Annotated in this window: 22 protein-coding genes, 2 tRNA genes and 1 riboswitch; of the genes, 18 read left to right on the top strand and 6 right to left on the bottom strand. The window is 38.2% G+C overall.

What is annotated here, in order from left to right; translation table 11 throughout:
* Positions 1–77 precede the first annotated feature (77 nt).
* The 7 genes from ACFX4R_RS16255 (at position 78) to ACFX4R_RS16225 (ending at position 8,517) form a co-directional block, all read left to right on the top strand.
* Positions 78–168, top strand: a tRNA-Ser gene (locus tag ACFX4R_RS16255).
* A gap of 20 nt (positions 169–188) precedes the next feature.
* A tRNA-Glu gene (locus tag ACFX4R_RS16250) sits at positions 189–260 on the top strand.
* 293 nt (positions 261–553) lie between these two features.
* Positions 554–2,515 (top strand): 1,4-alpha-glucan branching protein GlgB, encoded by a 1,962-nt coding sequence (gene glgB / locus ACFX4R_RS16245; RefSeq protein ID WP_043975848.1) that lies wholly within the window; start codon positions 554–556, stop codon positions 2,513–2,515.
* A complete protein-coding gene (locus ACFX4R_RS16240) occupies positions 2,466–3,617 on the top strand; it encodes a glucose-1-phosphate adenylyltransferase (RefSeq protein ID WP_016765788.1) in 1,152 nt (383 codons plus the stop codon). Before glgB ends, ACFX4R_RS16240 begins: the two co-directional genes overlap by 50 nt.
* Before the next feature lie 22 nt (positions 3,618–3,639).
* Positions 3,640–4,665 (top strand): glucose-1-phosphate adenylyltransferase family protein, encoded by a 1,026-nt coding sequence (locus tag ACFX4R_RS16235; protein ID WP_025750736.1) that lies wholly within the window; start codon positions 3,640–3,642, stop codon positions 4,663–4,665.
* Complete coding sequence (gene glgA / locus ACFX4R_RS16230; RefSeq protein ID WP_043975855.1) at positions 4,662–6,092, top strand: glycogen synthase GlgA; 1,431 nt, start codon at positions 4,662–4,664, stop codon at positions 6,090–6,092. Before ACFX4R_RS16235 ends, glgA begins: the two co-directional genes overlap by 4 nt.
* Positions 6,093–6,105: 13 nt before the next feature.
* Complete coding sequence (locus ACFX4R_RS16225) at positions 6,106–8,517, top strand: glycogen/starch/alpha-glucan phosphorylase (RefSeq protein WP_377569937.1); 2,412 nt, start codon at positions 6,106–6,108, stop codon at positions 8,515–8,517.
* Positions 8,518–8,555: 38 nt separating this feature from the next.
* Here the strand turns inward: ACFX4R_RS16225 and ACFX4R_RS16220 are convergent, their stop codons facing one another.
* On the bottom strand, positions 8,556–9,353 hold the full coding sequence (locus ACFX4R_RS16220) for a TIGR00266 family protein (RefSeq protein ID WP_013059569.1): 798 nt from the start codon (positions 9,351–9,353) through the stop codon (positions 8,556–8,558).
* Positions 9,354–9,446: 93 nt separating this feature from the next.
* Positions 9,447–10,199: a TraR/DksA C4-type zinc finger protein gene (locus ACFX4R_RS16215; protein WP_162215052.1), complete on the bottom strand. Its 753-nt coding sequence runs from the start codon at positions 10,197–10,199 to the stop codon at positions 9,447–9,449.
* A gap of 352 nt (positions 10,200–10,551) precedes the next feature.
* On the opposite strand from ACFX4R_RS16215, the gene ACFX4R_RS16210 reads away from it, so the two are divergent.
* The 8 genes from ACFX4R_RS16210 to ACFX4R_RS16175 all read left to right on the top strand — a co-directional run bounded on the left by ACFX4R_RS16210 (position 10,552) and on the right by ACFX4R_RS16175 (position 21,917).
* Complete coding sequence (locus ACFX4R_RS16210) at positions 10,552–11,973, top strand: isochorismate synthase (protein WP_230182999.1); 1,422 nt, start codon at positions 10,552–10,554, stop codon at positions 11,971–11,973.
* Positions 11,960–13,714 (top strand): 2-succinyl-5-enolpyruvyl-6-hydroxy-3-cyclohexene-1-carboxylic-acid synthase, encoded by a 1,755-nt coding sequence (menD, locus tag ACFX4R_RS16205; RefSeq protein ID WP_097824720.1) that lies wholly within the window; start codon positions 11,960–11,962, stop codon positions 13,712–13,714. Before ACFX4R_RS16210 ends, menD begins: the two co-directional genes overlap by 14 nt.
* Before the next feature lie 3 nt (positions 13,715–13,717).
* Positions 13,718–14,527 carry a 2-succinyl-6-hydroxy-2,4-cyclohexadiene-1-carboxylate synthase gene (gene menH / locus ACFX4R_RS16200; RefSeq protein ID WP_162215050.1) on the top strand — a complete coding sequence of 270 codons (810 nt, stop codon included), beginning with the start codon at positions 13,718–13,720 and terminating at the stop codon, positions 14,525–14,527.
* A gap of 16 nt (positions 14,528–14,543) precedes the next feature.
* A complete protein-coding gene (gene menB, locus ACFX4R_RS16195) occupies positions 14,544–15,362 on the top strand; it encodes a 1,4-dihydroxy-2-naphthoyl-CoA synthase (protein ID WP_013059564.1) in 819 nt (272 codons plus the stop codon).
* A gap of 82 nt (positions 15,363–15,444) precedes the next feature.
* Complete coding sequence (locus ACFX4R_RS16190; protein ID WP_377569935.1) at positions 15,445–16,908, top strand: o-succinylbenzoate--CoA ligase; 1,464 nt, start codon at positions 15,445–15,447, stop codon at positions 16,906–16,908.
* Positions 16,909–16,911: 3 nt separating this feature from the next.
* Positions 16,912–18,015, top strand: a complete 1,104-nt coding sequence (gene menC / locus ACFX4R_RS16185) for an o-succinylbenzoate synthase (RefSeq protein ID WP_165575751.1) — start codon at positions 16,912–16,914, stop codon at positions 18,013–18,015.
* 279 nt (positions 18,016–18,294) lie between these two features.
* A riboswitch (cobalamin riboswitch) is annotated at positions 18,295–18,480 on the top strand.
* A gap of 133 nt (positions 18,481–18,613) precedes the next feature.
* Positions 18,614–20,857, top strand: a complete 2,244-nt coding sequence (locus tag ACFX4R_RS16180; protein ID WP_016765778.1) for a ribonucleoside-diphosphate reductase subunit alpha — start codon at positions 18,614–18,616, stop codon at positions 20,855–20,857.
* Positions 20,858–20,873: 16 nt separating this feature from the next.
* Complete coding sequence (locus tag ACFX4R_RS16175) at positions 20,874–21,917, top strand: ribonucleotide-diphosphate reductase subunit beta (RefSeq protein WP_377569933.1); 1,044 nt, start codon at positions 20,874–20,876, stop codon at positions 21,915–21,917.
* A 29-nt stretch (positions 21,918–21,946) separates the two neighbouring features.
* On the opposite strand, the gene ACFX4R_RS16170 is transcribed toward ACFX4R_RS16175, so the two are convergent.
* Both ACFX4R_RS16170 and ACFX4R_RS16165 read right to left on the bottom strand, forming a co-directional pair.
* The gene (locus ACFX4R_RS16170; RefSeq protein WP_013059559.1) at positions 21,947–22,150 is read right to left on the bottom strand and encodes a hypothetical protein; all 204 of its coding nucleotides are present in this window, start codon (positions 22,148–22,150) and stop codon (positions 21,947–21,949) included.
* Positions 22,151–22,216: 66 nt separating this feature from the next.
* Positions 22,217–22,375 carry a DUF1540 domain-containing protein gene (locus tag ACFX4R_RS16165; RefSeq protein WP_013059558.1) on the bottom strand — a complete coding sequence of 53 codons (159 nt, stop codon included), beginning with the start codon at positions 22,373–22,375 and terminating at the stop codon, positions 22,217–22,219.
* A gap of 207 nt (positions 22,376–22,582) precedes the next feature.
* On the opposite strand from ACFX4R_RS16165, the gene ACFX4R_RS16160 reads away from it, so the two are divergent.
* From ACFX4R_RS16160 to ACFX4R_RS16150, 3 genes are read left to right on the top strand one after another with little or no spacing between them, the layout of a single operon-like run.
* Positions 22,583–22,864 (top strand): DUF2325 domain-containing protein, encoded by a 282-nt coding sequence (locus ACFX4R_RS16160; protein ID WP_043975879.1) that lies wholly within the window; start codon positions 22,583–22,585, stop codon positions 22,862–22,864.
* A gap of 54 nt (positions 22,865–22,918) precedes the next feature.
* Positions 22,919–23,674, top strand: a complete 756-nt coding sequence (locus ACFX4R_RS16155) for a hypothetical protein (protein WP_340447185.1) — start codon at positions 22,919–22,921, stop codon at positions 23,672–23,674.
* Positions 23,675–23,689: 15 nt separating this feature from the next.
* Positions 23,690–24,148, top strand: coding sequence for a flavodoxin (locus ACFX4R_RS16150; RefSeq protein ID WP_162215044.1), 459 nt, complete (start codon positions 23,690–23,692; stop codon positions 24,146–24,148).
* 30 nt (positions 24,149–24,178) lie between these two features.
* Here ACFX4R_RS16150 and ACFX4R_RS16145 read toward each other — a convergent pair whose 3' ends face one another.
* Both ACFX4R_RS16145 and ACFX4R_RS16140 read right to left on the bottom strand, forming a co-directional pair.
* Positions 24,179–25,216, bottom strand: coding sequence for a cytochrome d ubiquinol oxidase subunit II (locus tag ACFX4R_RS16145; protein WP_016765774.1), 1,038 nt, complete (start codon positions 25,214–25,216; stop codon positions 24,179–24,181).
* Positions 25,217–25,231: 15 nt separating this feature from the next.
* Positions 25,232–26,566 carry a cytochrome ubiquinol oxidase subunit I gene (locus ACFX4R_RS16140; protein ID WP_013059553.1) on the bottom strand — a complete coding sequence of 445 codons (1,335 nt, stop codon included), beginning with the start codon at positions 26,564–26,566 and terminating at the stop codon, positions 25,232–25,234.
* Between the last annotated feature and the right edge of the window lie 105 nt (positions 26,567–26,671).

The following is a 26,671-nucleotide window of genomic DNA, read 5'->3' as shown; positions in this document are numbered from 1 at the left end:
CCACAGTAGCTCAGTGGTAGAGCTATCGGCTGTTAACCGATCGGTCGTAGGTTCGAGTCCTACCTGTGGAGCCATACGGAGAAGTACTCAAGTGGCTGAAGAGGCGCCCCTGCTAAGGGTGTAGGTCGTGTAAGCGGCGCGAGGGTTCAAATCCCTCCTTCTCCGCCAGTCGTTTTAAATTCAAATATGGCCCGTTGGTCAAGCGGTTAAGACACCGCCCTTTCACGGCGGTAACACGGGTTCGAATCCCGTACGGGTCATCTCAAAAAGGTTTGCATATATGCAAACCTTTTTTATTTGCGCTTTTTTAAAGATTAAGTAAACAGAAATAATAGTTAGGAATAATTACCATGAATTTTCAGAATAAAAAGTAAGTTTTAAGCAGGATTTTCCCTATGTCATATGGAATTATTCATAAAGTAATAAAGTATGAAGAGTATGGGATAAAGAGCAATTTAAAAGAACATTTATTCTATTATATTTGTAGAAAAGGTTTATGTTTTTACTGTAAAAGGGAATGAGTGGTAAGAAGCGTATATTATGTGCGTATATTATGTTTGAAGTTAAAGGGGTGGCAAAAGTGAATCTAGCGGTTCAGCCTACTGAATTTGATGTTCATTTGTATCACGAAGGAAACTTATTTCGCAGTTACTCTATTTTCGGTGCGCATCAGGTAACGGTAGAAGGAATTGAAGGCGTACGATTTTGCGTGTGGGCACCTCATGCAAAGAGTGTAAGCGTTGTAGGTGATTTTAATAAATGGAACGGTTTTCAACATTCAATGGTTAAAGTTAATGAACAAGGTATTTGGATGACATTTATCCCTGAGTTAGAACAAGGGACTATTTATAAATATGAAATCATCACACAAAGCAATCAAAAAAAATTAAAAGCAGATCCATACGCTTTCTTCAGTGAAGTGCGTCCGAACACTGCGTCTATTGTTTACTCATTAGATGGGTACAAATGGAACGATCAATATTGGCGTAGAAAGAAAAAACAGCAAAATATATATGAAAGACCACTGTGTATTTACGAGCTGCATGCAGGGTCTTGGAGGACTCATGAAGATGGCAGCCTTTATACATATAGTGAATTAGCACAGGAGCTTATTCCTTATATTGCTGAACAAGGTTTTACACATATTGAGTTATTACCAGTCATTGAGCATCCGCTCGACCGATCCTGGGGATATCAAGGAATTGGATACTATTCTGCTACCAGTCGATACGGTACACCTAAAGAGTTGATGAACTTTATAGATGAGTGTCATCAAAATAATATAGGGGTTCTTTTAGACTGGGTACCCGGGCATTTTTGTAAGGATGAACATGGTCTGTATATGTTCGATGGAGAACCTACTTATGAATACAAACAAGAGCCCGATCGTGAAAATTACGTTTGGGGAACAGCTAATTTCGATTTAGGAAAGCCTGAAGTCCAAAGTTTTCTGATTTCGAACGCTTTGTTTTGGTTGGAGTACTTCCATATAGATGGATTTAGAGTAGATGCTGTAGCCAATATGCTTTATTGGCAAAATTCTTCTGGAAAAGCAGTGAATGATGGAGCTGTCAGCTTTTTGAAAAAGTTGAATGAAGCTGTTTTTGAATCTGATGAAACGATATTAATGATGGCAGAAGATTCAACGGACTGGCCGCTTGTTACAGCACCTACGTATGAGGGTGGTTTAGGCTTTAATTATAAGTGGAACATGGGATGGATGAATGACGTTTTAACATACATGGAAGCTGGCGTGGAAAGACGTCCCTATCTTCACGATAAAATGACCTTTTCACTAATGTATGCGTTTAACGAAAACTTTATTTTGCCGCTTTCTCATGATGAAGTCGTACATGGGAAAAAATCATTACTTAATAAAATGCCAGGTGATTACTGGCGCAAGTTTGCACAGCTTCGACTGCTATATGGATATTTCTTTGCACACCCTGGGAAAAAGCTTTTATTTATGGGCGGAGAGTTTGGCCAATTTGATGAGTGGAAAGATTTAGAGGAGTTGGATTGGATGCTTTATGATTTTGATATGCATCGCAATCTTAACGGATATATGAAGGATCTCATCAAGATTTATAAGAGAAGCAAGCCTTTATATGAATTAGACCATAATCCAGATGGATTTGAATGGATTGATGTTAACAACCATCATCAACAAATTTTCTCTTTTATTCGTAAGTCGAAAGAAAATCAGGAGATTTTTATAGTTGTTAGCAATTTTTCTGAGCATCCATATCATTCTTACAAAGTTGGAGTTCCAGTTGAGACAGAGTACATTGAAGTTATTAACAGTGATGACGAAGTGTACGGCGGTTCAGGTATTGTAAATAAAAAGGCATTAAAATCAGTGGATGAATCGTTTCACGGCCAACCTTTTTGCATTGAAATGAATATTCCGCCGTTTGGCATTAGTATACTACGAGCAAAGAGAAAACGAGGGGAGAGAAAACAACATGTTAAAAAAGAAATGCGTAGCGATGTTATTGGCAGGAGGAAAAGGTAGTCGGCTAAGTTCACTTACAAAAAATCTAGCAAAGCCAGCTGTACCATTTGGTGGTAAGTATCGAATTATTGATTTTGCTTTAAGTAATTGTACAAATTCAGGTATTGAAACAGTAGGTGTGTTAACACAATACCAACCGCTAGTTCTCAATTCATACATTGGAATTGGAAGCGCTTGGGACTTGGATCGACGGAATGGTGGCGTTACGGTATTGCCTCCATACGCGGAGTCAGATGGAGTAAAGTGGTATAAAGGGACGGCTAGTGCTATTTATGAAAATTTAAACTATTTAACACAGTATGATCCTGAGTACGTACTGATTCTATCAGGTGATCACATTTATAAAATGAACTATGAAAATATGCTTGATTATCATATAAACAAAGAAGCAGACGTAACGATTTCTGTTATTGAAGTACCTTGGGAGGAAGCGAGCCGTTTTGGTATTTTAAATACAAATAGTGACCTAGACGTAATGGAGTTCGATGAAAAGCCTCAGCGTCCTAAAAACAATCTAGCTTCCATGGGGATTTATATTTTTAAATGGAGTATTTTAAAAGAATATTTAGAAATGGATGCACGCAATCCATATTCAAGCCATGATTTTGGTAAAGATGTTATTCCGCTTTTACTAGACGAAAAGAAAAAGCTAATTGCATACCCATTCCAAGGTTATTGGAAAGATGTAGGAACTGTAAAAAGCTTGTGGGAAGCGAATATGGATTTGTTATGTGATAAAGACGAGCTTAATTTATTTGACTCTTCATGGAAAGTATACTCTGTTAACCCTAATCAGCCTCCTCAATATATCGCGCCAAACGCCTGCGTGGTGGAGTCATTAGTAAATGAAGGGTGCGTTGTTGAAGGAAACGTAGAGCAGTCCGTGTTATTTCCAGGTGTACAAATCGGCTCAGGTTCTGAAGTCAAGAAAACGGTTGTCATGCCTACTGCAAAGATAGGTTCTAACGTATATATTGAAAACGCTATTGTCCCATCGGATATTGAAGTTCCAGACGGTACTATTATTCGACCGACCAAAGGAAGCGAAGAAGTAATTCTTGTTACTCAAGAATTGATTGAATCAGTTGCTAAATGCATTTAACGAACAGAGAGGATGAACGACATTGAATAATCAAATGCTTGGTATTATTGATGCTTGTACAAACACAACAGCGCTGCAGCCTTTAACCTTTTATAGATCGATTGCTGCCATTCCTTTTGCAGGACGCTATCGATTAATCGATTTTACGCTTTCTAATATGGTGAACTCTGGAATTTCGAGCGTTGCCATTTTTCCCCGTGATCGCTATCGCGCATTGATGGATCATATAGGTTCAGGAAAAGAGTGGGATTTGGATCGGAAGCGAGATGGATTGTTTATCTTCCCTCCTATGACAAGTGATTTACACTTAGAAAGTCCATCACTATTCACGCAGTTCCGTTATCATATTGATTATTTCTTAAGAAGTAAGCAGGAATACGTATTAATTGCGAATAGTTATACGATATGTACAGTTGACTTTGAGCACGTGTTGCAACGTCATATTGCTTCAAATGCAGATATTACTGAAATGAAGCAGGGTGATAAATCGCTTAATATGTATATTATTAATAAATCTATTCTAGTTAATATTTTGCAAAATGAATCCCATGATTTTTATACGATTAAAGAAATGGTTCGATATATGGCACAATCTCATCGTGTAGAAAAGTATGAGCACCATGGATATACGGCTGAGATTTCTAGCTTAGATGCCTACTATAAAACAAGTATGGAAATTTTATCTCCAGATGTTTGGAAGCAGCTATTTATTAACGAACGTCCTGTTTTCACTAAAGTAAAAGATGAACCGCCTACTCGTTACGCAAAAAAAGCGGTTGTGAAAAATTCAATGATCGCAAACGGGTGCGTGATTGAAGGGCATGTGGAAAATAGTATTATCTTCCGAGGCGTTAAAATTGGAAAAGGTACGGTCGTTAAGAATAGCATTGTGATGCAAAAAGGCGTTATTTTAGAAAATAGTGTATTAGAAAATGTTGTTTTAGACAAAGATGTGAAAATAGGAAGTAATGAAACGTTGCTAGGTGAGTCAGGATTACCTAGAGTCATTGCTAAAGGAACAACTCAAGGAGCGTTGATGAAGTCGTGAATGTATTATTTGCTGTATCAGAATGTGTACCTTTTATTAAAACAGGAGGATTAGCAGACGTAGCCGGTGCCCTGCCTAAAGAATTAAAAAAGTTAGGAACGAACGTATGTGTAGTCATGCCAAAGTACGGAACGATTCCTCAACATTATCAAGATGAAATGGTGCTTGAAAAAGTTATTCATGTGCAGGTTGGGTGGAGAAGACAGTACTGCGGAATTGAATCGTTAACGATGGATGGCGTTAAATATATTTTCATTGATAATGAATATTATTTTAAAAGAGATAGCTTATATGGACACTACGATGACGCTGAACGATTTGCTTTTTTCAGCAGAGCTGTGCTTGAAGCTATCCCATTTTTAGAGAATGAGCCTGATATTATTCATTGTCACGACTGGCATACGGCTATGATTCCATTTTTACTTCGTGCTAATTATGATATGTATGATCATATTCAGACGGTCTTTACGATTCATAACTTACAATTCCAAGGAATCTTCCCTAAGAGCAATTTATATGAGTTATTAAATTTAAATGAATATTATTTTACTACAAGCCAGCTCGAGTTTTATGGGAATATTAATTTTATGAAAGCTGCGCTTGTATCAGCTGATAAAATTACCACGGTAAGTCCTACATATCGAGATGAAATTCAAATGCCATATTACGGAGAAAGTTTAGATGGATTATTGCGTCAGCGAAATCAAGATTTAATTGGGATTGTAAATGGAATCGATGAAGAAGCTTATAGCCCAAACGCAGATCAGCTTATATCTTATCCTTATTCGGTAGAAAAGATTGAAGGGAAATATAAAAATAAAAAAGAGCTCCAGCGCTATCTTGAATTAGAAGAAAATAAGGATGTTCCAATTATTTCGATGGTTACAAGGTTAACTCAGCAGAAGGGATTGGATTTAGTTAAGCACGTTTTCCATGAGACGGTTAACTTAGGAGCCCAAATTGTTATTTTAGGAACTGGAGAATACGAGTTTGAGCAGTTTTTCCGTGAGATGGAAGATACGTACCCGCAACAAGTAAAAGCTATTATTGGTTTTAATGAGGAACTTGCTCATAAAGTCTATGCCGGTACGGATTTATTTTTAATGCCTTCCCGTTTTGAGCCTTGCGGACTCGGACAATTAATAGCCTTAAAATATGGAACCATTCCAGTCGTGCGTGAAACGGGCGGCCTGAATGACACGGTCAAAGCTTATAATGAATATAGCGGAGAGGGAAATGGCTTCTCTTTTAAGAATTATAATGCTCATGACATGCTTCATACGTTAGAAAGAGCTGTTTCATTTTATCACCAGAAAGATGTATGGAAAAAATTAATGATGGATGCTATGAGTCAGGATTATAGCTGGGGGCAATCGGCATTTAAATATAATCAATTGTATTCAAATTTGACATCTACTCCATCGTGAAAGGGTGAGCAGATTGTTCTCTGATAAAAAAAGCTTTCAAGAGGCTTTTTTGAAAAAGCTGGAAATGACATATGGAAAGAGCTTTAAAGAATCTACTGTTCAAGATCACTATCATACATTAGGAAATATGGTGCGAGAGTATATTAGCAGCGATTGGATTTCAACCAATGAAATTCATAGGTCTTCACATACAAAGCAAGTGTATTATCTTTCTATCGAATTTTTACTAGGCAGACTATTGGGTCAAAATCTGTTGAACTTAGGAATTCGGGAAGTTGTAAAAGAAGGATTAAGTGATCTGAATATTTCACTTGAAAATATTGAAGAGATAGAAGTAGACGCAGGATTAGGAAACGGCGGATTAGGCAGGCTTGCTGCTTGTTTTTTAGATTCTCTTGCTTCACTTAATCTTCCTGGCCACGGTTATGGGATTCGCTATAAACACGGTTTGTTTGATCAAAAGATTGTAAACGGCTTTCAAATTGAGCTCCCAGAACAGTGGTTAAGGCATGGGAACTCATGGGAAGTACGTAAATTAGATCAAGCCATAGAAGTGAACTTTTGGGGCGAAGTTGAAATGGTACAGGAAGACGAAAAATTCTCTTTTCGTCATGTAAAAGGAGAACCCGTCTCTGCTGTTCCTTATGACATCCCGGTTATCGGGTATAAAACAGATACAGTGAATACACTTCGCCTTTGGAATGCGGAGCCTTCATCATTTCCAGTACATAAAGATGTGATGGAGTATAAGCGTCAAACAGAGGCTGTATCAGAATTTTTATATCCAGATGATACACATGAAGATGGTAAAATATTAAGATTGAAACAGCAATATTTTCTTGTATCAGCTAGCTTACAAAGTATTATCAGAGCACATCGAAATACCTATCAAACACTTACAAACTTTCACGAAAAAGTAGCCATTCATATTAACGATACTCATCCTGTACTTGCGATTCCTGAGCTAATGAGAATTTTACTGGATGAAGAAAAAATGGAATGGGAAGATGCATGGCATATTACGTCCAATACCATATCATACACAAATCATACGACTCTTTCTGAAGCCCTTGAGAAATGGCCGATTGATTTATTTCAACCCTTGCTTCCACGCGTGTATATGATTATTGAAGAAATTAATGAGCGCTTTTGTAAAGAATTATGGGAATCATATCCAGGGGACTGGCAGCGGATTGAAAATATGGCTATTTTAGCGCACGGGTTAGTAAAGATGGCTCATTTAGCAATTGTGGGAAGTTATAAAGTAAACGGTGTGGCAAAGATTCATACTGATATTTTAAAAGAACGAGAAATGAAAGATTTTTATCAGTTTTATCCTGCTAAATTTAACAATAAAACGAACGGAATTACCCACCGGCGCTGGTTGTTAAAAGCTAACCCACAGCTTTCCTCCCTTATTACCGAGGTGATAGGAGATAAATGGATTAAACAGCCGCATTCTCTTATAAAGCTCCAAGAGTACGTGGAAGATCCAAGTTTTTTACAAGGACTAAAAATAGTAAAACAACAGCGTAAAAAGCTGCTTGCGGATATTATTCAAGAGCAAACGGGAATTAAAATAGATTCTAATTCTATTTTTGATGTACAGGTTAAAAGGCTTCATGCTTACAAAAGGCAGCTTTTAAATGTGCTGCACATTATGTATTTGTACAATCGATTAAAAGAAGACCCTAATTTTCAAATCGTTCCTCGTACATTTATTTTTGGTGCGAAAGCTTCTCCCGGCTATTATTATGCAAAAAAAGTCATCAAGCTAATTAACTCTGTAGCTGATGTTGTCAATAATGATCCACAAACATCACCGTTTTTAAAAGTCGTTTTTTTAGAAAACTATCGTGTGTCACTTGCTGAGTATATCTTTCCTGCAGCGGATGTCAGTGAACAGATTTCAACCGCCAGCAAAGAAGCTTCGGGAACGGGAAATATGAAATTCATGATGAACGGAGCGTTAACTCTTGGCACGATGGACGGAGCGAACGTCGAAATTAGCGAGGCAGTAGGAAAAGATAATGTCTTTATTTTTGGATTAAAAGCCGAAGAAGTGTTGAGCTATCAGCAAAATGGAGGATACCGTGCCTATGATTACTACCATCATGATAAGCGGATTCGACAAGTGCTCGAGCAGCTTACCAACGGCTTCCTGCCTGACACATATGACTTATTCGAGCCTATATATGATTCATTATTAATGCAAAATGATGAATACTATGTACTCCGTGACTTTGACTCATACGTTACGGCACAGCAAAAAGTAAACGAAGCTTATAGAAATGAAAATAAATGGCTTCAAATGAGTGCGACGAACATTGCACACTCCGGCTTTTTTTCTAGTGATCGAACGATTGAGGAATATGCATCTGATATTTGGGGAATTCATTCCACTAAAAATTTATTAAATCAATAAATAGAAAAGGTGTAGTCAAAGACTACACCTTTTTTATTTTATCTGTTGTCACCGTTTAAGAAATCACCTAAAGAACCAAGGATACTGCCTTCACCTTTACCTCCCGTTGGGGAAACTGCACTTGATAAAACACGATCGGCTAGTCTGCTAAAAGGAAGAGATTGAATCCAAACTGTTCCCGGTCCTGACAGAGTAGCAAAAAACATGCCTTCCCCTCCAAACAGAGCTGTTTTAATTTTCCCTACATATTCGATGTTGTAGTTTACATCACGGGTCATGGCTACTAAACATCCAGTATCCACACGAAGGCGTTCACCCGGCTGCAGCTGTCTTTTATGAATGGTTCCGCCTGCATGCAAAAATGCCAAGCCATTACCTTCTAGCTTTTGCATAATAAAACCTTCACCGCCAAAGAAGCCCGTTCCTAGTTTTTTTTGAAAATCAATGCCAACGGATACGCCTTTGGCAGCGCATAAAAAGGAGCTCTTTTGACAAATGATTTTATGATCGAGCTGCTCTAAATCGACAGGAATAATCTTGCCTGGAAAAGGTGAAGCGAAAGATACTTTTCGTTTGTGATATCCGTTATTTGTATATACCGTCATAAATAAACTTTCACCAGTTAATACGCGTTTCCCAGCTCCTTTGAGTTTATTAAACAGCCCGCTGCTGTTGGAAGAAGAACCGTCACCAAAAATGGTTTCCATCTCAATATCATCTTCCATCATCATCATTCCTCCAGCTTCTGCTATAACACTTTCTGAAGGATCTAATTCAATTTCAACAAACTGCATGTCATCTCCATACAATTTATAATCAATTTCATGTGCATTCATCATTTTCACCTCATTATTAATTCTAATCTCCTATTCATTCGATGTCATCTCCTATAGCTCCTACTAAAAATAGAAAAAGAGTAGTATGAAGAACTACTCCTTTTCAGTGTATGGATCTTTCTCATAGGCTGGTAAATCTCCAAATATGGTCATCGTACCTTCTTCATCCAGTGCATTTTCATATCGCTCATGCTCTTTTGAAGGGTAAATAGGAAGAGGCTGTCCATATAAATCGGTAGCGGCAAAGTTTTCATAATCTTCAACGTACCCAATAGCTTCATCTGCCTCAATATAGGTTTCACTATAGTTAGACGTATCTTCTATAAAATCAGAAGGAGATTCAGACGTCCCGTAACGCGCAACGTCTTGCCAAGAATCTTCTGCGTCATATCCTGTTGTTTCGGTATCGTCATAGTCGTATTGACCAAATGGGTGATGGAGAACATTTTCTTCTACAGGTCTGTGCTTTGGAATATCCTGTGATGGGCTATGTTCTCTACAGTATAAAGTAGTTGGTACAGCCTGAAGTCTTTCAAACGAGATATCTTCTCCACATACTTTGCACGTTCCATACGTGCTGTGAGCGATTGCCTGAAGTGCTTCTTCTATTTCATGTAGCTCTTGTTTTGCATGTTCATTTAGTGCAAGGTCTTTTTCACGCTCGTATGTTTCCGTGGCTGTGTCACCAGGGTGGTTATCGTAGCTTGAAAGTTCTCCTACAGCATCGTGAGCGTCGCTTCGAGTTAGACCAAAATGATCATTTTGATCAAAGTGCGATTGAATATCAGCCTGCTGCTGCTGTAAATTTTGTTTTAACTGACTGATTTTTTGTTTTGAAAGTGTCATGAAGCTCCCCCTTAAAAATTTATTGTGCTTTTGTAGTATGTGTTAAAAATTCAAAAAAACACGATTCATATTAGGAGTATTTGGGATATTCATGAAGCTAAGAGAGAAAAGGAGTGGAAAATTAAAGAAAGTTAAAGGTTATAGAAAAGGGTATGATAAAAATAACGTTCTCGAGGTCTAAAGAGTACTGAATAGATCATAAAGATTTTTGATTCATTTAATGAAAAGGCATAATTTAGACAAGCGAAATTAATTTTTTCTCGTGAATCGCGATGCTAGATTTTTTTGAACTGAAAGTTTATAATAAGTTAGTTACAGACTTAAGAAAAAAAGATGAACGGGGGGACGTAGTGTGATTGCAACGACCGAACAGTTAGTACAAGAATACATTAAAGATGCGATTGAGTGTGCAAAAAATGAAAATCAGCCAAAATTGGTCAGTTTAGTGAAAAAAGTAAGACCTATTGACCCCCTTATTTTTTATGCGAACGGACATGACCAGTTTTATAAAGAACGCTTTTTTTGGAAAGATCCCAACAGTTATTATACATTTGTTGGATTAGGATATGCGCATACTATTTGCACTAATGCGGCAAAAGAACGTTATTTCCACATTGAAAATGAATGGAAGCGCTTTATAAAAGAAGACTTTTATAAAAATAACCAAATTTCCCCTGATGGGACAGGTCCTCTTTTATTTGGAGGATTTTCATTTGACCCAAATCAGTATCGAGAAAACTATTGGAGTGATTTCCCGAGTTCAAAATTTATGATTCCAACTGTGTTATATACTCAGGCAGACAAAGAAGGATACCTTACCGTTAATATGATGGTTAAAGGACAAGATTCTGTTAAAAAGCACATCAATTATTTCGAAGAGGTCCAAAAACTTGTTCTTTGTGAAGAGTACGACGGGGAATCCCATATTTCACCTTTGCTGTTGGAAAAAGAGGAAATTGGGGTAGAGAAATTTAAAGGAAATATTGAAAGAGCTACTACTTTAATTAAGCAACAGGCTATAGAGAAAGTAGTTCTTGCTCGTCAATTAAAAGTAAAATTTAATGAAGATATTTCTACTGAATACGTGCTTCAGCGTCTGTTAAAGGAACAGCCAACTAGCTACACATATATTTTAGAGGGAGAGCATCAGCATTTTATCGGCGCTTCCCCAGAAAGGCTAGTGCAAAAACAAGGAGATTATGTGTTTTCCACATGTTTAGCGGGTTCGATTCCAAGAGGAAAGACAAGGCAGGAAGATCACGAACTAGGTGAGGAATTGCTTCAAGATCCCAAGAACTTAATTGAACACGATGTTGTTGTTCATATGATTAAAGAAGCGATGAATTCTTATTGTTATGAAGTAGAAATTCCAAGTACGCCAAGTTTATATAAAACAAAGCATATTCAACATTTGTATACACCTGTTAAAGGGCGTATAAAGGAAGATGTAACGCTATTTTCATTTATTCAAAAGCTCCATCCAACACCAGCGCTAGGAGGATATCCTCAACAGGAGGCCTTGCCTATTATTCGACAGCTAGAATCCTTTGACCGAGGGTGGTATGCAGCTCCTTTAGGATGGATGGATATCAACGGAAACGGTGAATTTATAGTAGGAATCCGCTCCGCTGTTATTCAGCAGCAAGAAGCCGTTTTATTTGCGGGCTGTGGAATTGTAGCAGATTCTACGCCTGAAAGTGAATATGAAGAAACAAGAATTAAATTCAACCCGATGCTTTCAGCTTTAGGAGGGATTATGCGTGGAACACATTAAATCATTAACAACGTATATTGCGTCATTCGTGGATGAATTAGTAGAAGCAAATGTTGAAGAAGTAGTGGTCAGTCCAGGGTCACGTTCAACGCCTATTGCGATGCTTATGGCTGAGCACCCTGATATTCATGTGCACTTAAATATTGATGAGCGTTCCGCCGGCTTTTTTGCTCTAGGAATAGCAAAAGCAAAGAAAAAACCAGTGGCGCTTGTATGTACATCTGGAACAGCTGCAGCGAATTATTATCCTGCAGTAATTGAAGCTCACTATTCACGCATTCCTTTAGTAGTTATCACAGCGGATCGGCCGCATGAGTTAAGGGATATAGGTGCCCCGCAGGCCATTAATCAGAATCATCTTTTCGGTCAATATGCGAAGTGGTTTGTAGATACAGCTTTACCAGAAGAAAGTGCAGATATGAATCGTTATATTCGAACAGTAGCTTCAAGGGCTGTTCATACAGCTCAAGCTATACCGAGCGGTCCTGTACACATTAACGTACCTTTACGTGAACCGATTGTACCAGATTTATCTATTGAAGATTTATGGAGTCAAGGGAAACGCGGTAAATCATATGTGTCTGCTATTCATGGAGAAGCATCTCTATCTGAAAAAGGTTTCGAAGAAATTGCGAAGCGCTTAGAGGGAACAACAAAAGGACTTATTATATGCGGAGATCAAATGTCTTTAAAAGCAGCAGACAGCGTATGCCGTTTAGCTGAATCTTTAAGCTTTCCAGTGATCGCAGATCCGTTATCACAATTAAGAAGCGGCAAGCATTCAAAAGAAAATGTAATAGAGACATATGATACATTTTTAAAAAGTGATAAGGTTGATGAGCGTTTTTATCCGGAAGTTGTCATTCGTTTTGGCGCGATGCCGGTATCGAAACCGCTATTGCAATTTTTGAAAGCTCACGAGCCGACAGAAATGTTTGTAGTTGACCAAGGTAAAGGCTGGAGAGACCCTACTTTACGTTCGACAGTGATGATTGAAGCTGATGAGACATTATTTTGTGAAGAACTGATCAAGCGTCTTTCAGCGAATCAAGAGGAGTCTACTTCATGGCTGAGTCTGTGGAAAAAGATTAATGCTCAAACTGCACAGGCTCTGAGAACATTAACTTCCGGCCAAGAATGGTTCGAAGGACAAGTAGTTCAAGAAATTGTTGATGTAGTACCTGAAGGCACGGCTTTATTTGCTGGAAATTCAATGCCTGTTCGAGATATTGATTCTTTCTTCTTAAATACGGAAAAAGATATTCCACTCTTTGTAAATCGGGGTGCAAATGGAATTGATGGTGTAGTTTCGTCTGCTCTAGGCGTAAGCACGGCTTACGATCACACCGTTTTATTTATTGGTGACTTATCGTTTTATCACGATTTAAATGGTCTGCTGGCAGCTAAAATGCATAATTTAAATTTAACCGTTGTGCTAGTTAACAATGACGGCGGAGGAATTTTTTCATTTTTACCGCAGTCAAAACAAGAAAAGCACTTTGAATTTCTATTCGGTACGCCAACTGGATTAAACTTTGAGCATGCCACTCGTCTGTATGATGGCACATTTTCTTCAGCAAGCAGCTGGGAAGAATTTCGACATGCAATGAACCATGCTTTCACAAAAGGCGGTTTGCATGTTGTAGAGATTCGTACAACTCGTACAGAAAATGTAGAGACTCATCGCAGTTTGTGGAAACTTGTTTCCGAGGAAATAAATTTGTCAAACGGTGAGGAATAGGCAATGATGTATCAATTAGGTGGTGTATCTTACTATGTGCACACCGAGGGAAAAGGAGAGCCGCTGCTTCTGCTTCACGGCTTTACCGGCTCTTCTCAAACTTGGCGTACCTTTATGAAGAAATTCGCTAAAGACTATCAGGTAATTGCTGTTGATATTATTGGTCATGGCCAATCAGCAGCTCCCAAAGAAATCAAACCATATTCAATGGAAGCAGTTGTTGAAGCACTGCATGAGCTTCTTCAACAGCTATCTTTATCACAGGTGAATGTAATTGGATATTCGATGGGAGGAAGGCTTGCTCTTTCATTTGCCCAGCGATATCCACACCATGTGAAAAAGTTGGTATTAGAAAGCGCATCGCCTGGTTTAAAAACGCGAGAAGAACAAAAGCTAAGAAAAGAAAAAGATGAACAGCTGGCGAGCCGCATTATGAAAAATGGAATTGAAGAATTTGTGAACTTTTGGGAGGGAATTCCTCTTTTTAGTTCTCAAAAGCAATTGCCTAGCCATGTTCAAGAAGCGGTGCGTAAAGAAAGACTTTCACATACAGAAATCGGCCTTTCCAACAGTTTGAAAGGAATGGGAACAGGAGTCCAGCCGTCCCTTTGGGAGAAGCTGGACGATCTGTTGATGCCGGTTTTGCTTATTACAGGAGAAGTAGATCAAAAGTTTTGTTTAATTTCCAAAGAAATGCAAACATTAATACCAAATGCTACTTCTAGAATTATTTTAGGGACAGGCCATGCAATTCACGTGGAACAACCCGAGATTTTTGGTAGAATAGTAAGTGAGTTCTTAGCTACTACATAATTAGGAGGAAATAAAGATGACAGTTGAATGGACATCAGCACGTCAGTATGAAGACATTTTATACGAAACATATAACGGAATCGCTAAAATTACGATTAACCGTCCGGAAGTGCACAATGCATTCCGTCCAAAAACGGTAATGGAATTGATCGATGCATTTGCTTATGCTCGTGACGATGCAAGTATTGGAGTAATTGTATTAGCAGGTGCTGGAGATAAAGCATTTTGCTCAGGCGGAGACCAAAAAGTTCGCGGCCACGGCGGCTATGTAGGAGAAGATGAAATTCCACGTCTAAACGTTCTGGATTTACAGCGTTTAATTCGCGTAATTCCAAAGCCGGTTGTTGCGATGGTATCAGGCTATGCAATTGGCGGAGGCCACGTTCTTCATGTTGTATGTGACTTAACAATTGCAGCGGATAACGCTGTCTTTGGACAAACAGGTCCTAAAGTGGGAAGCTTCGATGCAGGATATGGCTCTGGTTACTTAGCTCGCATCGTAGGTCATAAGAAAGCGCGTGAGATCTGGTTCTTATGCCGTCAGTACAACGCTCAAGAAGCACTAGACATGGGATTAGTAAACACGGTCGTTCCATTAGAACAGCTTGAAGCTGAAACAATTCAATGGTGTGAAGAGATGTTAGAAAAAAGTCCAACCGCTCTTCGTTTCTTAAAAGCAGCATTTAATGCTGATACGGATGGCTTAGCTGGTATCCAGCAATTTGCGGGTGACGCAACGCTTCTTTATTACACAACCGATGAGGCAAAAGAAGGTCGCGATGCATTTAAGGAAAAACGCAATCCAGACTTCCAACAGTTCCCACGTTTCCCTTAAACAGCTGAAACAGCTTGGTGATTATCATCAGGCTGTTTTTTCAATTTAATTTAGTTAATCAGTATAAAAAGGAGAGAAATTCATGAGTAGCCAAACGATTCCTAATGGGCTTATGCAAAGAGCATATTTGACGCCAAATCGAGTGGCGGTAGAAACACCGCAAACGTCTCTTACGTTTCAAGAGCTTCATAAACGTGTTCAAAAAGTAGCACAGCAGCTTTCGTTTAACGGTGTAAAGCAAGGTGATACCATTGCTTTATACATGAAAAATAGAGTGGAGTTTATCGAGATTTTACATGCGATTTCTTATATTGGCGCCCGGTTGCTGCTCGTCAACACGCGTTTGACAAACGAAGAAATTAATTATCAGCTAACAGATGCAAACGTGTCGTTGCTTATTGCGGATGAAACATTTTTAATTAGAGAATTCCAAAGTTCCATTACTCAGCTTACTTTACCTGCTTTAAAAAGTTCTCCAGAAGCAGAAACAGGTTTTCAAAAAACGTGGAATCTCGAGGACACATTCACCATTATGTATACGTCTGGAACAACAGGTCATCCAAAAGGAGTGCTGCAGACATATGGAAATCACTGGTGGAGTTCTGTTGGCTCAGCGCTTAATTTAGGATTAAATGAAAAAGACTGCTGGCTTATAGCGGTTCCTTTGTTTCATATTAGCGGCTTATCTATTTTAATGCGGAGCGTCTTTTACGGAATGAAAATCATTTTAGAAGAACGGTTTGAAGCAAGAGCAGTAAATGAAGCCATTGAAAACAAAGGGGTAACGATTATTTCGGTTGTTACTTCTATGCTGTCCAATATGCTTGATGAATTAGCTGAACGCAAGTATCCAAATACGTTTCGCTGTATGCTTTTAGGAGGAGGACCTGCACCGCTTACTATTTTAGAGGCTTGTGTGAATAAAGAAATTCCTGTTTATCAAACGTATGGAATGACAGAAACATCTTCACAGTTCGTTACGCTTTCACCTGAAGACAGTTTGCGAAAACTGGGATCAGCAGGTAAACCATTATTTCCATGTGCAATGAAAATTGTAGATGAAAAAGGAAATGAGACCAGCGAAGCAGGAGAAATCATTGTTAAAGGTCCAAATGTTACAAAAGGATACCTAAATAAACCTGAGGCTACTCAAAAAGCAATTCAACAAGGCTGGTTCTATACAGGAGATATCGGGAAAGTGGATGAAGAAGGCTTTCTATATGTGTTAGACAGACGTTCAGACCTTATTATTTCAGGTGGAGAAAATGTATATCCAGCTGAAATTGAAAATGTTTTGTTGAAGCATCCCGCTGTTAAAGAGGCCGGTGTAACGGGAGTAGCTGATGAAAAATGGGGACAAGTGCCAGCTGCATGTGTTGTTGTAAACGAAGACGTTTCAGATGAAGAATTATATTTACACATTCAACAATTTTTAGCAAAGTACAAACTTCCAAAGTACTTCGTTCGAGTAGAGGAGCTGCCGCGAACGGCTTCTAATAAAATCATACGCCGGAAGCTATCATCGTTCATACAGAAAGGGAGCTAATCGATGATTATAAAAAAAGTACATCTTTATAAAATTGACATGAAGCTTCTTTCTCCTTTTTCAACAAGCTATGGTACGGTGCAGGATCGAGAATTGATTTTGCTTGAAGTAGAAGATGAACAAGGATTTACAGGGTGGGGAGAAGTCGTTGCTTTTTCATCTCCTTGGTATACGGAAGAAACGATTCAGACGTGTTTTCATATGTTAGACGATTTTTTAATTCCCTCGCTTCTTCATAAGCAGCTTCAAAAACCAGAGGATGTTCAAAAGCTATTCAAACCTCTAAAGCGAAATAACATGGCTAAAGCAGCTTTGGACTGTGCTGTATGGGATTTGTATGCAAAGCGGCAAAATAAGCCGTTATCTGAAGTAATTGGCGGAGTAAGGTCTGCTGTAGAAGCTGGAGTGGTAGTTGGCTTAAATGACATTTCCGTAATGAAAGAACAAATAAAGACTTACATGAAAGATGGCTATAAGCGCTTTAAAGTGAAAATTAAGCCGGGTGCTGACTATGAGCTACTGAAACAAATTCGAGATGAATTTCCAAGCATTCCTCTTATGGCTGATGCCAATTCAGCTTATACGTTAAGCGATAGTGATTCATTGAAGAAACTAGATGAATTGAATTTAATGATGATCGAACAGCCGTTAAGTTCTGATGATATCCTTGATCATCGATTGTTACAAAAGCAAATAAAGACGCCGATTTGCTTAGATGAAAGTATTGTGAGCTATGAAGATGCACGTCATGCAATCGAACAAGAAAGCTGTAAGATTATCAATGTGAAAATCGGGCGAGTTGGCGGAATGTCCGTAGCAAAGCAAATTCATAATTTATGCGCCCAACATGGTGTAAAACTTTGGGTTGGAGGAATGTTAGAAGCAGGGATTTCACGAGCTCATAACATTGCCCTTGCCACACTGCCTTCTTTCACGATACCAGGTGATATTTCTGCGTCGTCTCGCTATTGGGAAAAAGATATTATTAAGCCCGAAGTAGAGGTAGAAGCCGGAGTAATAAAGGTGAAGGGAAAACCGGGGATAGGATACGATATTGATAAAAAGTTTATCAAAACAATCACAGCATTTGAAAAAGAATACAAATAATTAAAAACCGTTTTTTGATGAAAAACGGTTTTTTTATTGAGGTTGTCAATGTTTAGTAGAAAAATAGGACAAATTTTTTAAAAAGAGCACATTGTTCCATCAAGCGTATCAAAACATGTTATGATGGAATAGTTTGATGAAAAAAGTCGAAGAGTTTTATCGTAAAAAACAAAATTATTTTTGAAAATAGGTTGATAGTTTTCTAAGTTGTCCTATATAATGTGTTTATAACATAACACAATATGTTGTTTTGAAATCCATAATAAAATACTATATTTTGTGTTTTCCAGTGAAAAAGGTGTCTGATAAAAAGACTTAAAAGGGAATTTGGTGAAAATCCAAAGCTGTCCCCGCAACTGTGAATGCTGATGAAATAAGGAAATCCACTGTGAGTAAACATCATGGGAAGGCCTTAAAGTAAAAAGAAGCATAAGTCAGGAGACCTGCCTTTTTTATGTCGTTTTATCTTCTTCGGGAGGTGAGAGGGTAGAGCGAGGATTGAGAAAAGACTTAGTGTCTTCTTCTATCTTCGTTCTATTCGCTCACCGAGGTACGGTGAGCGATTTTTTATTTTGAAGTGAAGAGAGGAGCCATATTTATGGTGAATACATTAAAGCCTACAATTCTACATGAATTAACTGCATATATTGAACGTTTAAAAAAAGAATTTACGCAGCTTGATTTTTCTTTGTATGAGGAAAAGGTTATTCAAACTGTTACAGTAAAGGAAAATATGACGGACGAAAAGGTTGCAAACGTCCTAATTTTGGCAGCCTTAGAGCGTATTTCAATGGAAGAACCCGATTGGACGTACGTAGCGGCAGACGTATACTTAAACGAACTATATCGAAAAGCAGCGGACAACCGAGGTTACGATAAAAAAGAGAAGTACGGTTCGTTTTATCAGCTTATTCAAGAACTAACAAAAATCGGCATTTATAATAAGCAGCTATTAAAAACATATACAGAAGAAGAAATTAATGAAATTGCTTCAGTCATTATTCCTGAACGCGATCGTTTATTTACATACATTGGATTGTTGACATTAGCAGATCGCTATTTAGCGACATCACATGATAAGCGCGTATACGAATTACCGCAAGAACGTTTTCTTATCATTGCTATGACGCTGATGTCTCAAGAAAAGAAAGAAAATCGAACAGCATTAGTAAAAGAAGCGTATTGGGCGCTTTCTAGTCTATATATGACGGTTGCCACACCAACACTTTCAAACGCAGGAAAGAGCTACGGACAGCTATCTAGCTGCTTTATTGATACGATTGATGACAGCTTACGTGGTATTTATGATAGCAATACAGATTTGGCCACGCTTAGTAAAAATGGAGGCGGAATTGGTGTCTACCTCGGTCATATTAGAAGCCGAGGAAGTGATATAAAAGGTTTTAAAGGCGTATCATCAGGAACAATTCCATGGATGAAACAGCTAAATAATACGGCTGTAAGTGTCGATCAGCTAGGTCAACGACAAGGAGCTATTGCCGTATATTTAGACGTATGGCACAAAGACATCTTTTCATTCTTAGACGCGCGTTTGAACAATGGTGACGAACGTCAGCGCACGCATGATTTATTCACTGGCGTATGTTTGCCAGATTTGTTTATGGAAAAAGTAGAGGCACGTGAAGACTGGCACTTATTCGATCCTCACGAAGTTCGTACGCTGATGGGCTACTCGTTAGAAGATTTTTATGATGAAGAAGAAGGCAGCGGTTCGTTCCGCACTCGTTACGCTGAGTGTGTAAATAATGAACAGCTTTCAAGAGAAACAGTACCTGCTATTGAAATCTTCAAGCGCATTATGCTTTCCCAGCTTGAAACCGGAACGCCTTATATGTTTTATCGTGATACGGTTAACCGAGCTAATCAAAACCGCCACGAGGGCATGATCTACTGCAGCAACTTATGTACAGAAATTACGCAAAATCAAAGCACAACGGTCGTAACAGAGGAAATTACAGAAGACGGAAAAATTATTATTACAAAGAATCCGGGCGATTTTGTTGTATGTAATCTTTCTTCTATCAACTTAGCGAGAGCCGTAACTGAAGATGTGCTTGAACGTTTAATTCCAATTCAAGTACGCATGCTTGATAACGTTATTGAGTTAAATGATTTGCCAGTACTTCAAGCAAAACTAACAAACCAAAAGTACCGCGCAGTAGGACTTGGCACATTTGGTTGGAACCATCTGCTTGCCTTAAAGAAAATAGCATGGGAAACAGATGAAGCGGTAGCATATTGCGATGAATTGTACGAGCAAATTGCTTACTTAACCGTACAGGCAAGCATGAACTTAGCTAAAGAAAAAGGTGCATATCCATTATTTAAAGGCTCAGATTTTGAGTCAGGCGCTTATTTTGAAACACGTAAATACACAAGCGAAGCGTGGAGTGAACTGCGTAACGAAGTTCAAAGCAATGGGATAAGAAATGGCTACTTAATGGCTGTAGCACCTAATTCATCAACATCTATTATCGCGGGTTCTACTGCAAGTATTGATCCGATTTTCCGTAAGTTTTATTCAGAGGAAAAGAAAAACTATAAAATCCCGGTGACGGCACCAGATTTATCACCAGCAACAAACTGGTATTATAAGTCCGTTTATTTAATTGATCAGCACTGGAGCATTAAGCAAAACGCCAAGCGCCAGCGCCATATTGATCAATCCATTTCATTCAACTTATATGTGCAAAATGATATCCGAGCAAAAGAGCTGCTGGATCTTCATATGACGGCATGGAAAGAAAAGTTAAAAACGACCTACTACGTACGTTCAACATCAAGTGAAGTCATTGAAGAATGTGAAAGCTGTCATAGTTAAAAGGAGTGAATAATTGATGACAAGCATGTTAAAACGAGAATTAATGAACGAAACAGCTCCGAACCGTTCGACAGGAATCATTAACGGCAAGAGCTCAAATATTCTAAACTGGGATGACGTTCGATTTTCATGGGCGTTTCCTAAATACAAACGTATGCTAGCTAACTTTTGGACGCCGTTTGAAATTAATATGGGTCAAGATATTAAGCAGTTCCCTCAGTTAACGGCTGACGAACAAGAGAGCTTTTTGAAAATTATTGGCTTGCTGGCGCTACTGGACAGTATTCAATCAGATTATGCTAGCAAAGTAGCTGACTATGTAACCGATTCTTCGATTAATGCTCTAATGATTATTTTAGCGCAGCAAGAAGTGGTTCATAATCATTCGTATTCATATGTTTTATCAAGTCTTGTACCAAAAGGAAAACAAGATGAAGTATTTGAATACTGGCGCACAGACGAAAAGCTTCGCGCTCGAAATGACTTTATTACAAACGGATATAAAGCATTTAGCGAAGAAGCAACGGTTGAAAACTTTTTGAAGTCTATGGTATATGATGTTATTTTAGAAGGCCTTTTCTTCTATAGCGGATTTGCTTTCTTCTATAATCTTGCGAGAAATCAAAAGATGGTGGCGACATCTACGATGATTAACTATATCAATCGTGATGAACAGCTTCACGTTGGGTTATTTGAAAAGATTTTCAAGGAAGTACTAAATGAAAATCCAGCTTATCGTACGGAGGAGCTAGAAACGTTTGTAGTTGAAACGTTCCAAGAGGCAGCTCGTCTTGAAATTGAATGGGCGGAATCTGTTATTGGAGAAAAATTCGACGGCATCACGATGAAAGAACTGCAGCAGTATATTGAATACATGGCTAATAAACGCTGTAATCAATTAGGCTTCGGCCGAGCTGCTTTCTCAGAAGCGCCGATTGAAAATCCTCTTCGTTGGATTATTGCTTATCAAGAGGTAGATTTAGGGAAAACAGATTTCTTTGAACAGAAATCAAGACAATATACAAAAGCATCAGATGCGAATGGATTTGATGATCTATAAATACAAAAGCTGACTAATTTCCTTATTGATTAGTCAGCTTTTTTTAAGTGAATAAGTCCAAGTTCTAACGCACGTGTGGTAATTAAGTCATCAATTTCTTCTGGAATGTTTTCAAGTGTTCCCCATTTATATGTCCATAAATGAGTAAACGATTGTACATAGATTGGAAAGGTTTGTTCATTTGCTTTTATTGCTTCTTCTTTAAAAAAATGAATCAGTTGTTCAGTTTTCATATTAGTCTCCTTTTTTATGATCTTGAAGAGAGAAAAAAGACAACCCAGAGGCTGTCCTTTTGCGGGTTACGCTTCAGTTGGCTTGAACGTTTTACAGTCTGTTTCATAACTGCTTGCTGCATGTTTTCCGCTATGACTTACCACGTAAATTTCTTCTGCGCTGCAGTGATTTCCATTTTTCCAAAAGTGACAGTTATTTACTTCACAAAGAATGTTTTGTTCCAACGTTAACCCTCCTTTGTATGTGATAGCTATAGTATGGTCAAAATTCAACTAACTTATAAGAAAGGTGGTAGACTTTCATTTTAATTGAGAATTTTTATCAATTAAACATTGACAAAGAGAATCATTCTCAATTAAACTGTGTATATAGTAAAGAATACAAGTTGTTGGCAAATCATTAAATGAATAATTAATTGGGAGGGAACAAACATGTCATCAGTTATGGTTGTAGGAGGAGACAGGTTAAAGCATATTACAGATCGTTTAGCAGGAGAAGGATTTAATGAAGTAATTCATTTAGATGGCCGTAAAAGCAATATGGTGAAGCGAGAAATACCCGAACATATTGGGTTTGTATTAGTTATTACGGATTTTATTAATCACAATATGGCAAAAGTCATTAAAGAGAAAGCAAAAAAACAAAAAAAACCGATTTATTTCGTCAAACATTCATGGAGTGCTATTCGTCAAGTGATTGAGCAAATTTCATGATTTAATTTTTATTTATTATTGAGAATGAATTTCAATTAGGGTGGTGAGACATAGGTGGAACCGATAAAAGTGAATATAAAGACACTCTCTAACGACCACATCGAACAATTTATTCGATGTCCATACAAATTTTATCAGCAGCAGCTTCTTTTGAAAAAAACATCTATAGATTGGAAACAGCTCGTTCAAGTAACTGTCCATCAAATCATTAAAACATACTATAGCAAGCCAGTTGAGTATCGCTCAAACCTCTATGTTTTACAGCTCATTGAAAAATATTGGCGCCTAAAGCCAAATATGTTTTCATCACCCGTTCACTATTACGATGTGTTAGCTAAAGTAAGCGATTATTTACTAAGGTTTTTAGGAAAGAAAGCACATGTAGAATTACCGCTTTTTGTGTTTGAGAAATACAGCGTTTATGTAGAAGAAATTCAAAGCAACCTTTCTCTAACCATTGATTTTGCTGCATGGACAGAGAAGTCTTATACGGTAACAAAATTCATTCTAGATGACCATGAAGAAGTGAAAAACGCCATGAAAGACTTTATTATCGTTTTTTCGAAACAAGCTTTTAAAAAGGTTCCTGAACAAATTCGTTTTTATTCATTATTAACTGGAGAAACAACAACTTATCATATTGCACCAGACGATTATCAAAAAGCCATACTTCAACTACATATTGTCAAAAGTGTGTTAATGGAACCAAAACATTTTCAAAAGAATTATGCATCCAGTGAGTGTGAAAACTGTCCTCTTCAACGAGAATGCGCTGAAGAAGGGGATATGCGGCCGACACTGCTGGTGTAAAGGAGCGTCATTTACATGAAGGAAATCTTACTAGCTTATGCGAGTATGTCAGGTAACACAGAAGCGATAGCCGATTTGATCGAAGAAGAATTAGTCAAGCATGGATTGCATGTGAAACGAGCAGAAGTATATGACATTGATGCTTCTGACCTTGTATCTGCAGAATCTATTATCTTTGGAGCTTATACGTGGGGAGATGGAGAGCTACCAGATGATTTTTTAGATCTTTATGATGAAATGGATGATATAGATCTCAGTCAAAAGCAGATGGCTGTATTTGGCTCAGGTGATTCATCATATGATGTTTTTTGCGGAGCAGTTGATTTAATTGAAGAAAAAATAAAGAAACGTAACGGAAATATAGCCGTTCCCGGTTTGAAAATCGAGCTCTCCCCCTTTGGAGAAGATGTAGAAAAATGTAAGGTATTTGCTAAAGGTTTTGCTGAAGTAGTAGCAAAATCTGCTGCTTCATAAGAAAACCCGGTCAAGTGCTGACCGGGTTTTTTAATATGGTTTCTTTTTGCTGTATTCTTTATTGTCTTTCATAAATAGACGCCAGAAATAAAAGAATCCAGGAAATAAAATAGCAAAACCAACAATATACACAATAAATAAAGAATGAAATGCATCGGGATGTGTAAATCCATTCTCAATCGTTACGTTTGGATAGACAACATAAGGTAAATGACTTCGTCCGTATACGTAACTTGCTAAGAAATATTGAAGGATAATGGATACCACGGCTAAACGAGGCATGCCTTTTCCTTTTTGAGAAGGTAGCAGCAGAGCAATACCAGCTACTACAAATAGACCTACAGATCCGTAAAGAAGGGGCTTAAACTGCATCATTTTATCATATAACCAGCTTGCTTCTGATTGCATTGTAATCATAATAAAGATAGCCATTAGCAGGGAAAGAGGTCCTGTAATGAGCGCATCACGCCGATAGACCGCATAAGCTTCCATTTCGTCAGATGACTTCGAGTAATCTGCTAATAACAGAGACGATAGAAACAGCGAAGAGCTTATGGCAAATCCGATAAATGAATAGACATGCGGACTTGAAAATACTTTTGCTAAGTTTAATTGCTGCGTGCCATCAATTATATCAATAAACCCACCTTGACTTACTGGCAGTACAGCGATTAAAAAAGCAGGAATTAACACGCCGGATATACCGGATATATAAACCAACGCTCTCCGATATTTGAAGCTGCTAGCATAGTGTGAAAACACTAAAAATCCGCTTCGAATAGATAAGAGAAGTAAAATGATACTTCCGGGTATTAGTAACACTGTGCCAAGCGTAAATGTAGCTCGAGGAAAAAAACTAAACAGCGCAACAACAATCGCAACGATAAATACATTGGTTACTTCCCAAGTAGGTGATAGATATCTGTTTGCTACATCTGTAGCATTTGTTTTCGTACGATTAATATATACCATCGACCAAAAGCCAGCTCCAAAGTCCATCGTTCCCATTACGGCATAGATAAAAATGAAGCCCCATATTACAGTAATTGCTAGTAATGAATCACCCATATTCTCACATCCTTTTTAATCTGCTTGCGCAGCAAGCTCTTTAGAAAGCGGATTTCTTCTGAAATAAAACACCAGTACAAGGGCGACTGCGGCCACGAGTACGATATAAACAAGCAAAAATAAAAAAAATAAAATATGCAAATTAGCAGAAGTGGTAACTGCTTCTGATGTACGCATGATGCGGTAAATGACCCAGGGCTGTCTTCCGGTACATGCGAAAATCCATCCGAATTCAATGCCCATGATCGCGAGAGGGCCCGTTGCGACAAATGCCCACATGAAAATTTTAGGGAAGCTTTTCTTCTTTAAAAACTTGTACCAAACAACGCCCACTAGCGCCACTAAAATTAAAATCGATCCGATAATGACCATACCGTTAAACAAGGTATGCACAAAAAGCGGCGGCCAATAATCCCTAGGGAAGTCATTAAGTCCAGTAATCACTGTATTAAAGCTATTACCCGACAAGAAGCTGAGCATCCATGGAAACTCAATTCCATACTTGACTCGCTGTTCTTTTTCATCTGTGAATCCACCTAAAGCTAATGGCGCATGATCTTGCGTTTCAAATAGACCTTCAGCTGCTGCAAGTTTTTCGGGTTGATATTCGTATACTTTTTGCATAGATTCATGTCCATTCAAAGCTGTTACAAAAGAAAAAATCCCGCCGATTACTAATCCCATCATCAGCGCTTTATGATGAAATTTATATTCTCTTGGATTATGTTTTCGCGCACGAAGCATTTTAAAGGCAGCGACTGAAGCAATGACAAAGCCTCCGGTTGTATAAGCAGAAACGGCTACGTGACCGGACGTTACAAAGAAACTCGGATTAAAGAAAGCTGCCCAAGGATCTACGCTTACAATTTCGCCATTTAAAATTCGAAAGCCAGCAGGTGTTCCTTCAAATGCGTGCACGTTTGTAATTAAAACGGCAGAGGCAAGAGCGCCTATTGCTACTAAAATTAGACTGATAATCCTCATTTTTCGAGAAATACGGTCCGCTGCGTATACGTAAATAGAGAGAAACAGAGCCTCAATAAAGAAAGCATAAATTTCAATTTGAAAGGGAAGAGCCATCACTTTTCCTACGATTTCCATAAAACCCGGCCAAAGCAACGCTAATTGTACACCAGCAATCGTTCCCGTAGGAATGGCGACTCCAAGCAGCACAGCAGCTCCTTTTGTCCAACGCTGTGCCATAAGTTCATAATCTTTATCTTTTGTTTTGTAGTAAAGAATTTCAGCCAATAAAATCATGAGAGGAATGCCGACGCCAAGAGTGGCAAAAATGATATGTACTCCCATGTTCAGACCAAACATTGAACGTGCAGTAACTAAATGATCCATTCATTTTTCAACCTTTCCAGTAAAGTATTGATAAACCTTATTGTCCACTTTTTACCACGCTTTATGCATCAGAATTGGTAAAACATATAACTTGAAAATAGTAAT

Source organism: Priestia sp. YIM B13490 (assembly GCF_042787735.1).
In the GTDB taxonomy this organism is placed as follows: Bacteria; Bacillota; Bacilli; order Bacillales; family Bacillaceae_H; genus Priestia; species Priestia megaterium.
Note: the sequence above shows the minus strand (reverse complement) of the source record. Positions and strands in the feature narration are given on the sequence as shown.

Excerpts from the sequence above, each read along its gene's own strand:
- glgB (WP_043975848.1), top strand. The coding sequence starts at position 554 with ATGTTTGAAGTTAAAGGGGTGGCAAAAGTGAATCTAGCGGTTCAGCCT.
- ACFX4R_RS16240 (WP_016765788.1), top strand. The coding sequence starts at position 2,466 with ATGTTAAAAAAGAAATGCGTAGCGATGTTATTGGCAGGAGGAAAAGGT.
- ACFX4R_RS16220 (WP_013059569.1), bottom strand. The coding sequence starts at position 9,353 with ATGAATGCACATGAAATTGATTATAAATTGTATGGAGATGACATGCAG.
- ACFX4R_RS16215 (WP_162215052.1), bottom strand. The coding sequence starts at position 10,199 with ATGACACTTTCAAAACAAAAAATCAGTCAGTTAAAACAAAATTTACAG.
- menH (WP_162215050.1), top strand. The coding sequence starts at position 13,718 with ATGATGTATCAATTAGGTGGTGTATCTTACTATGTGCACACCGAGGGA.
- menB (WP_013059564.1), top strand. The coding sequence starts at position 14,544 with ATGACAGTTGAATGGACATCAGCACGTCAGTATGAAGACATTTTATAC.
- ACFX4R_RS16190 (WP_377569935.1), top strand. The coding sequence starts at position 15,445 with ATGAGTAGCCAAACGATTCCTAATGGGCTTATGCAAAGAGCATATTTG.
- menC (WP_165575751.1), top strand. The coding sequence starts at position 16,912 with ATGATTATAAAAAAAGTACATCTTTATAAAATTGACATGAAGCTTCTT.
- ACFX4R_RS16180 (WP_016765778.1), top strand. The coding sequence starts at position 18,614 with ATGGTGAATACATTAAAGCCTACAATTCTACATGAATTAACTGCATAT.
- ACFX4R_RS16175 (WP_377569933.1), top strand. The coding sequence starts at position 20,874 with ATGACAAGCATGTTAAAACGAGAATTAATGAACGAAACAGCTCCGAAC.
- ACFX4R_RS16170 (WP_013059559.1), bottom strand. The coding sequence starts at position 22,150 with ATGAAAACTGAACAACTGATTCATTTTTTTAAAGAAGAAGCAATAAAA.
- ACFX4R_RS16160 (WP_043975879.1), top strand. The coding sequence starts at position 22,583 with ATGTCATCAGTTATGGTTGTAGGAGGAGACAGGTTAAAGCATATTACA.
- ACFX4R_RS16150 (WP_162215044.1), top strand. The coding sequence starts at position 23,690 with ATGAAGGAAATCTTACTAGCTTATGCGAGTATGTCAGGTAACACAGAA.
- ACFX4R_RS16145 (WP_016765774.1), bottom strand. The coding sequence starts at position 25,216 with ATGGGTGATTCATTACTAGCAATTACTGTAATATGGGGCTTCATTTTT.
- ACFX4R_RS16140 (WP_013059553.1), bottom strand. The coding sequence starts at position 26,566 with ATGGATCATTTAGTTACTGCACGTTCAATGTTTGGTCTGAACATGGGA.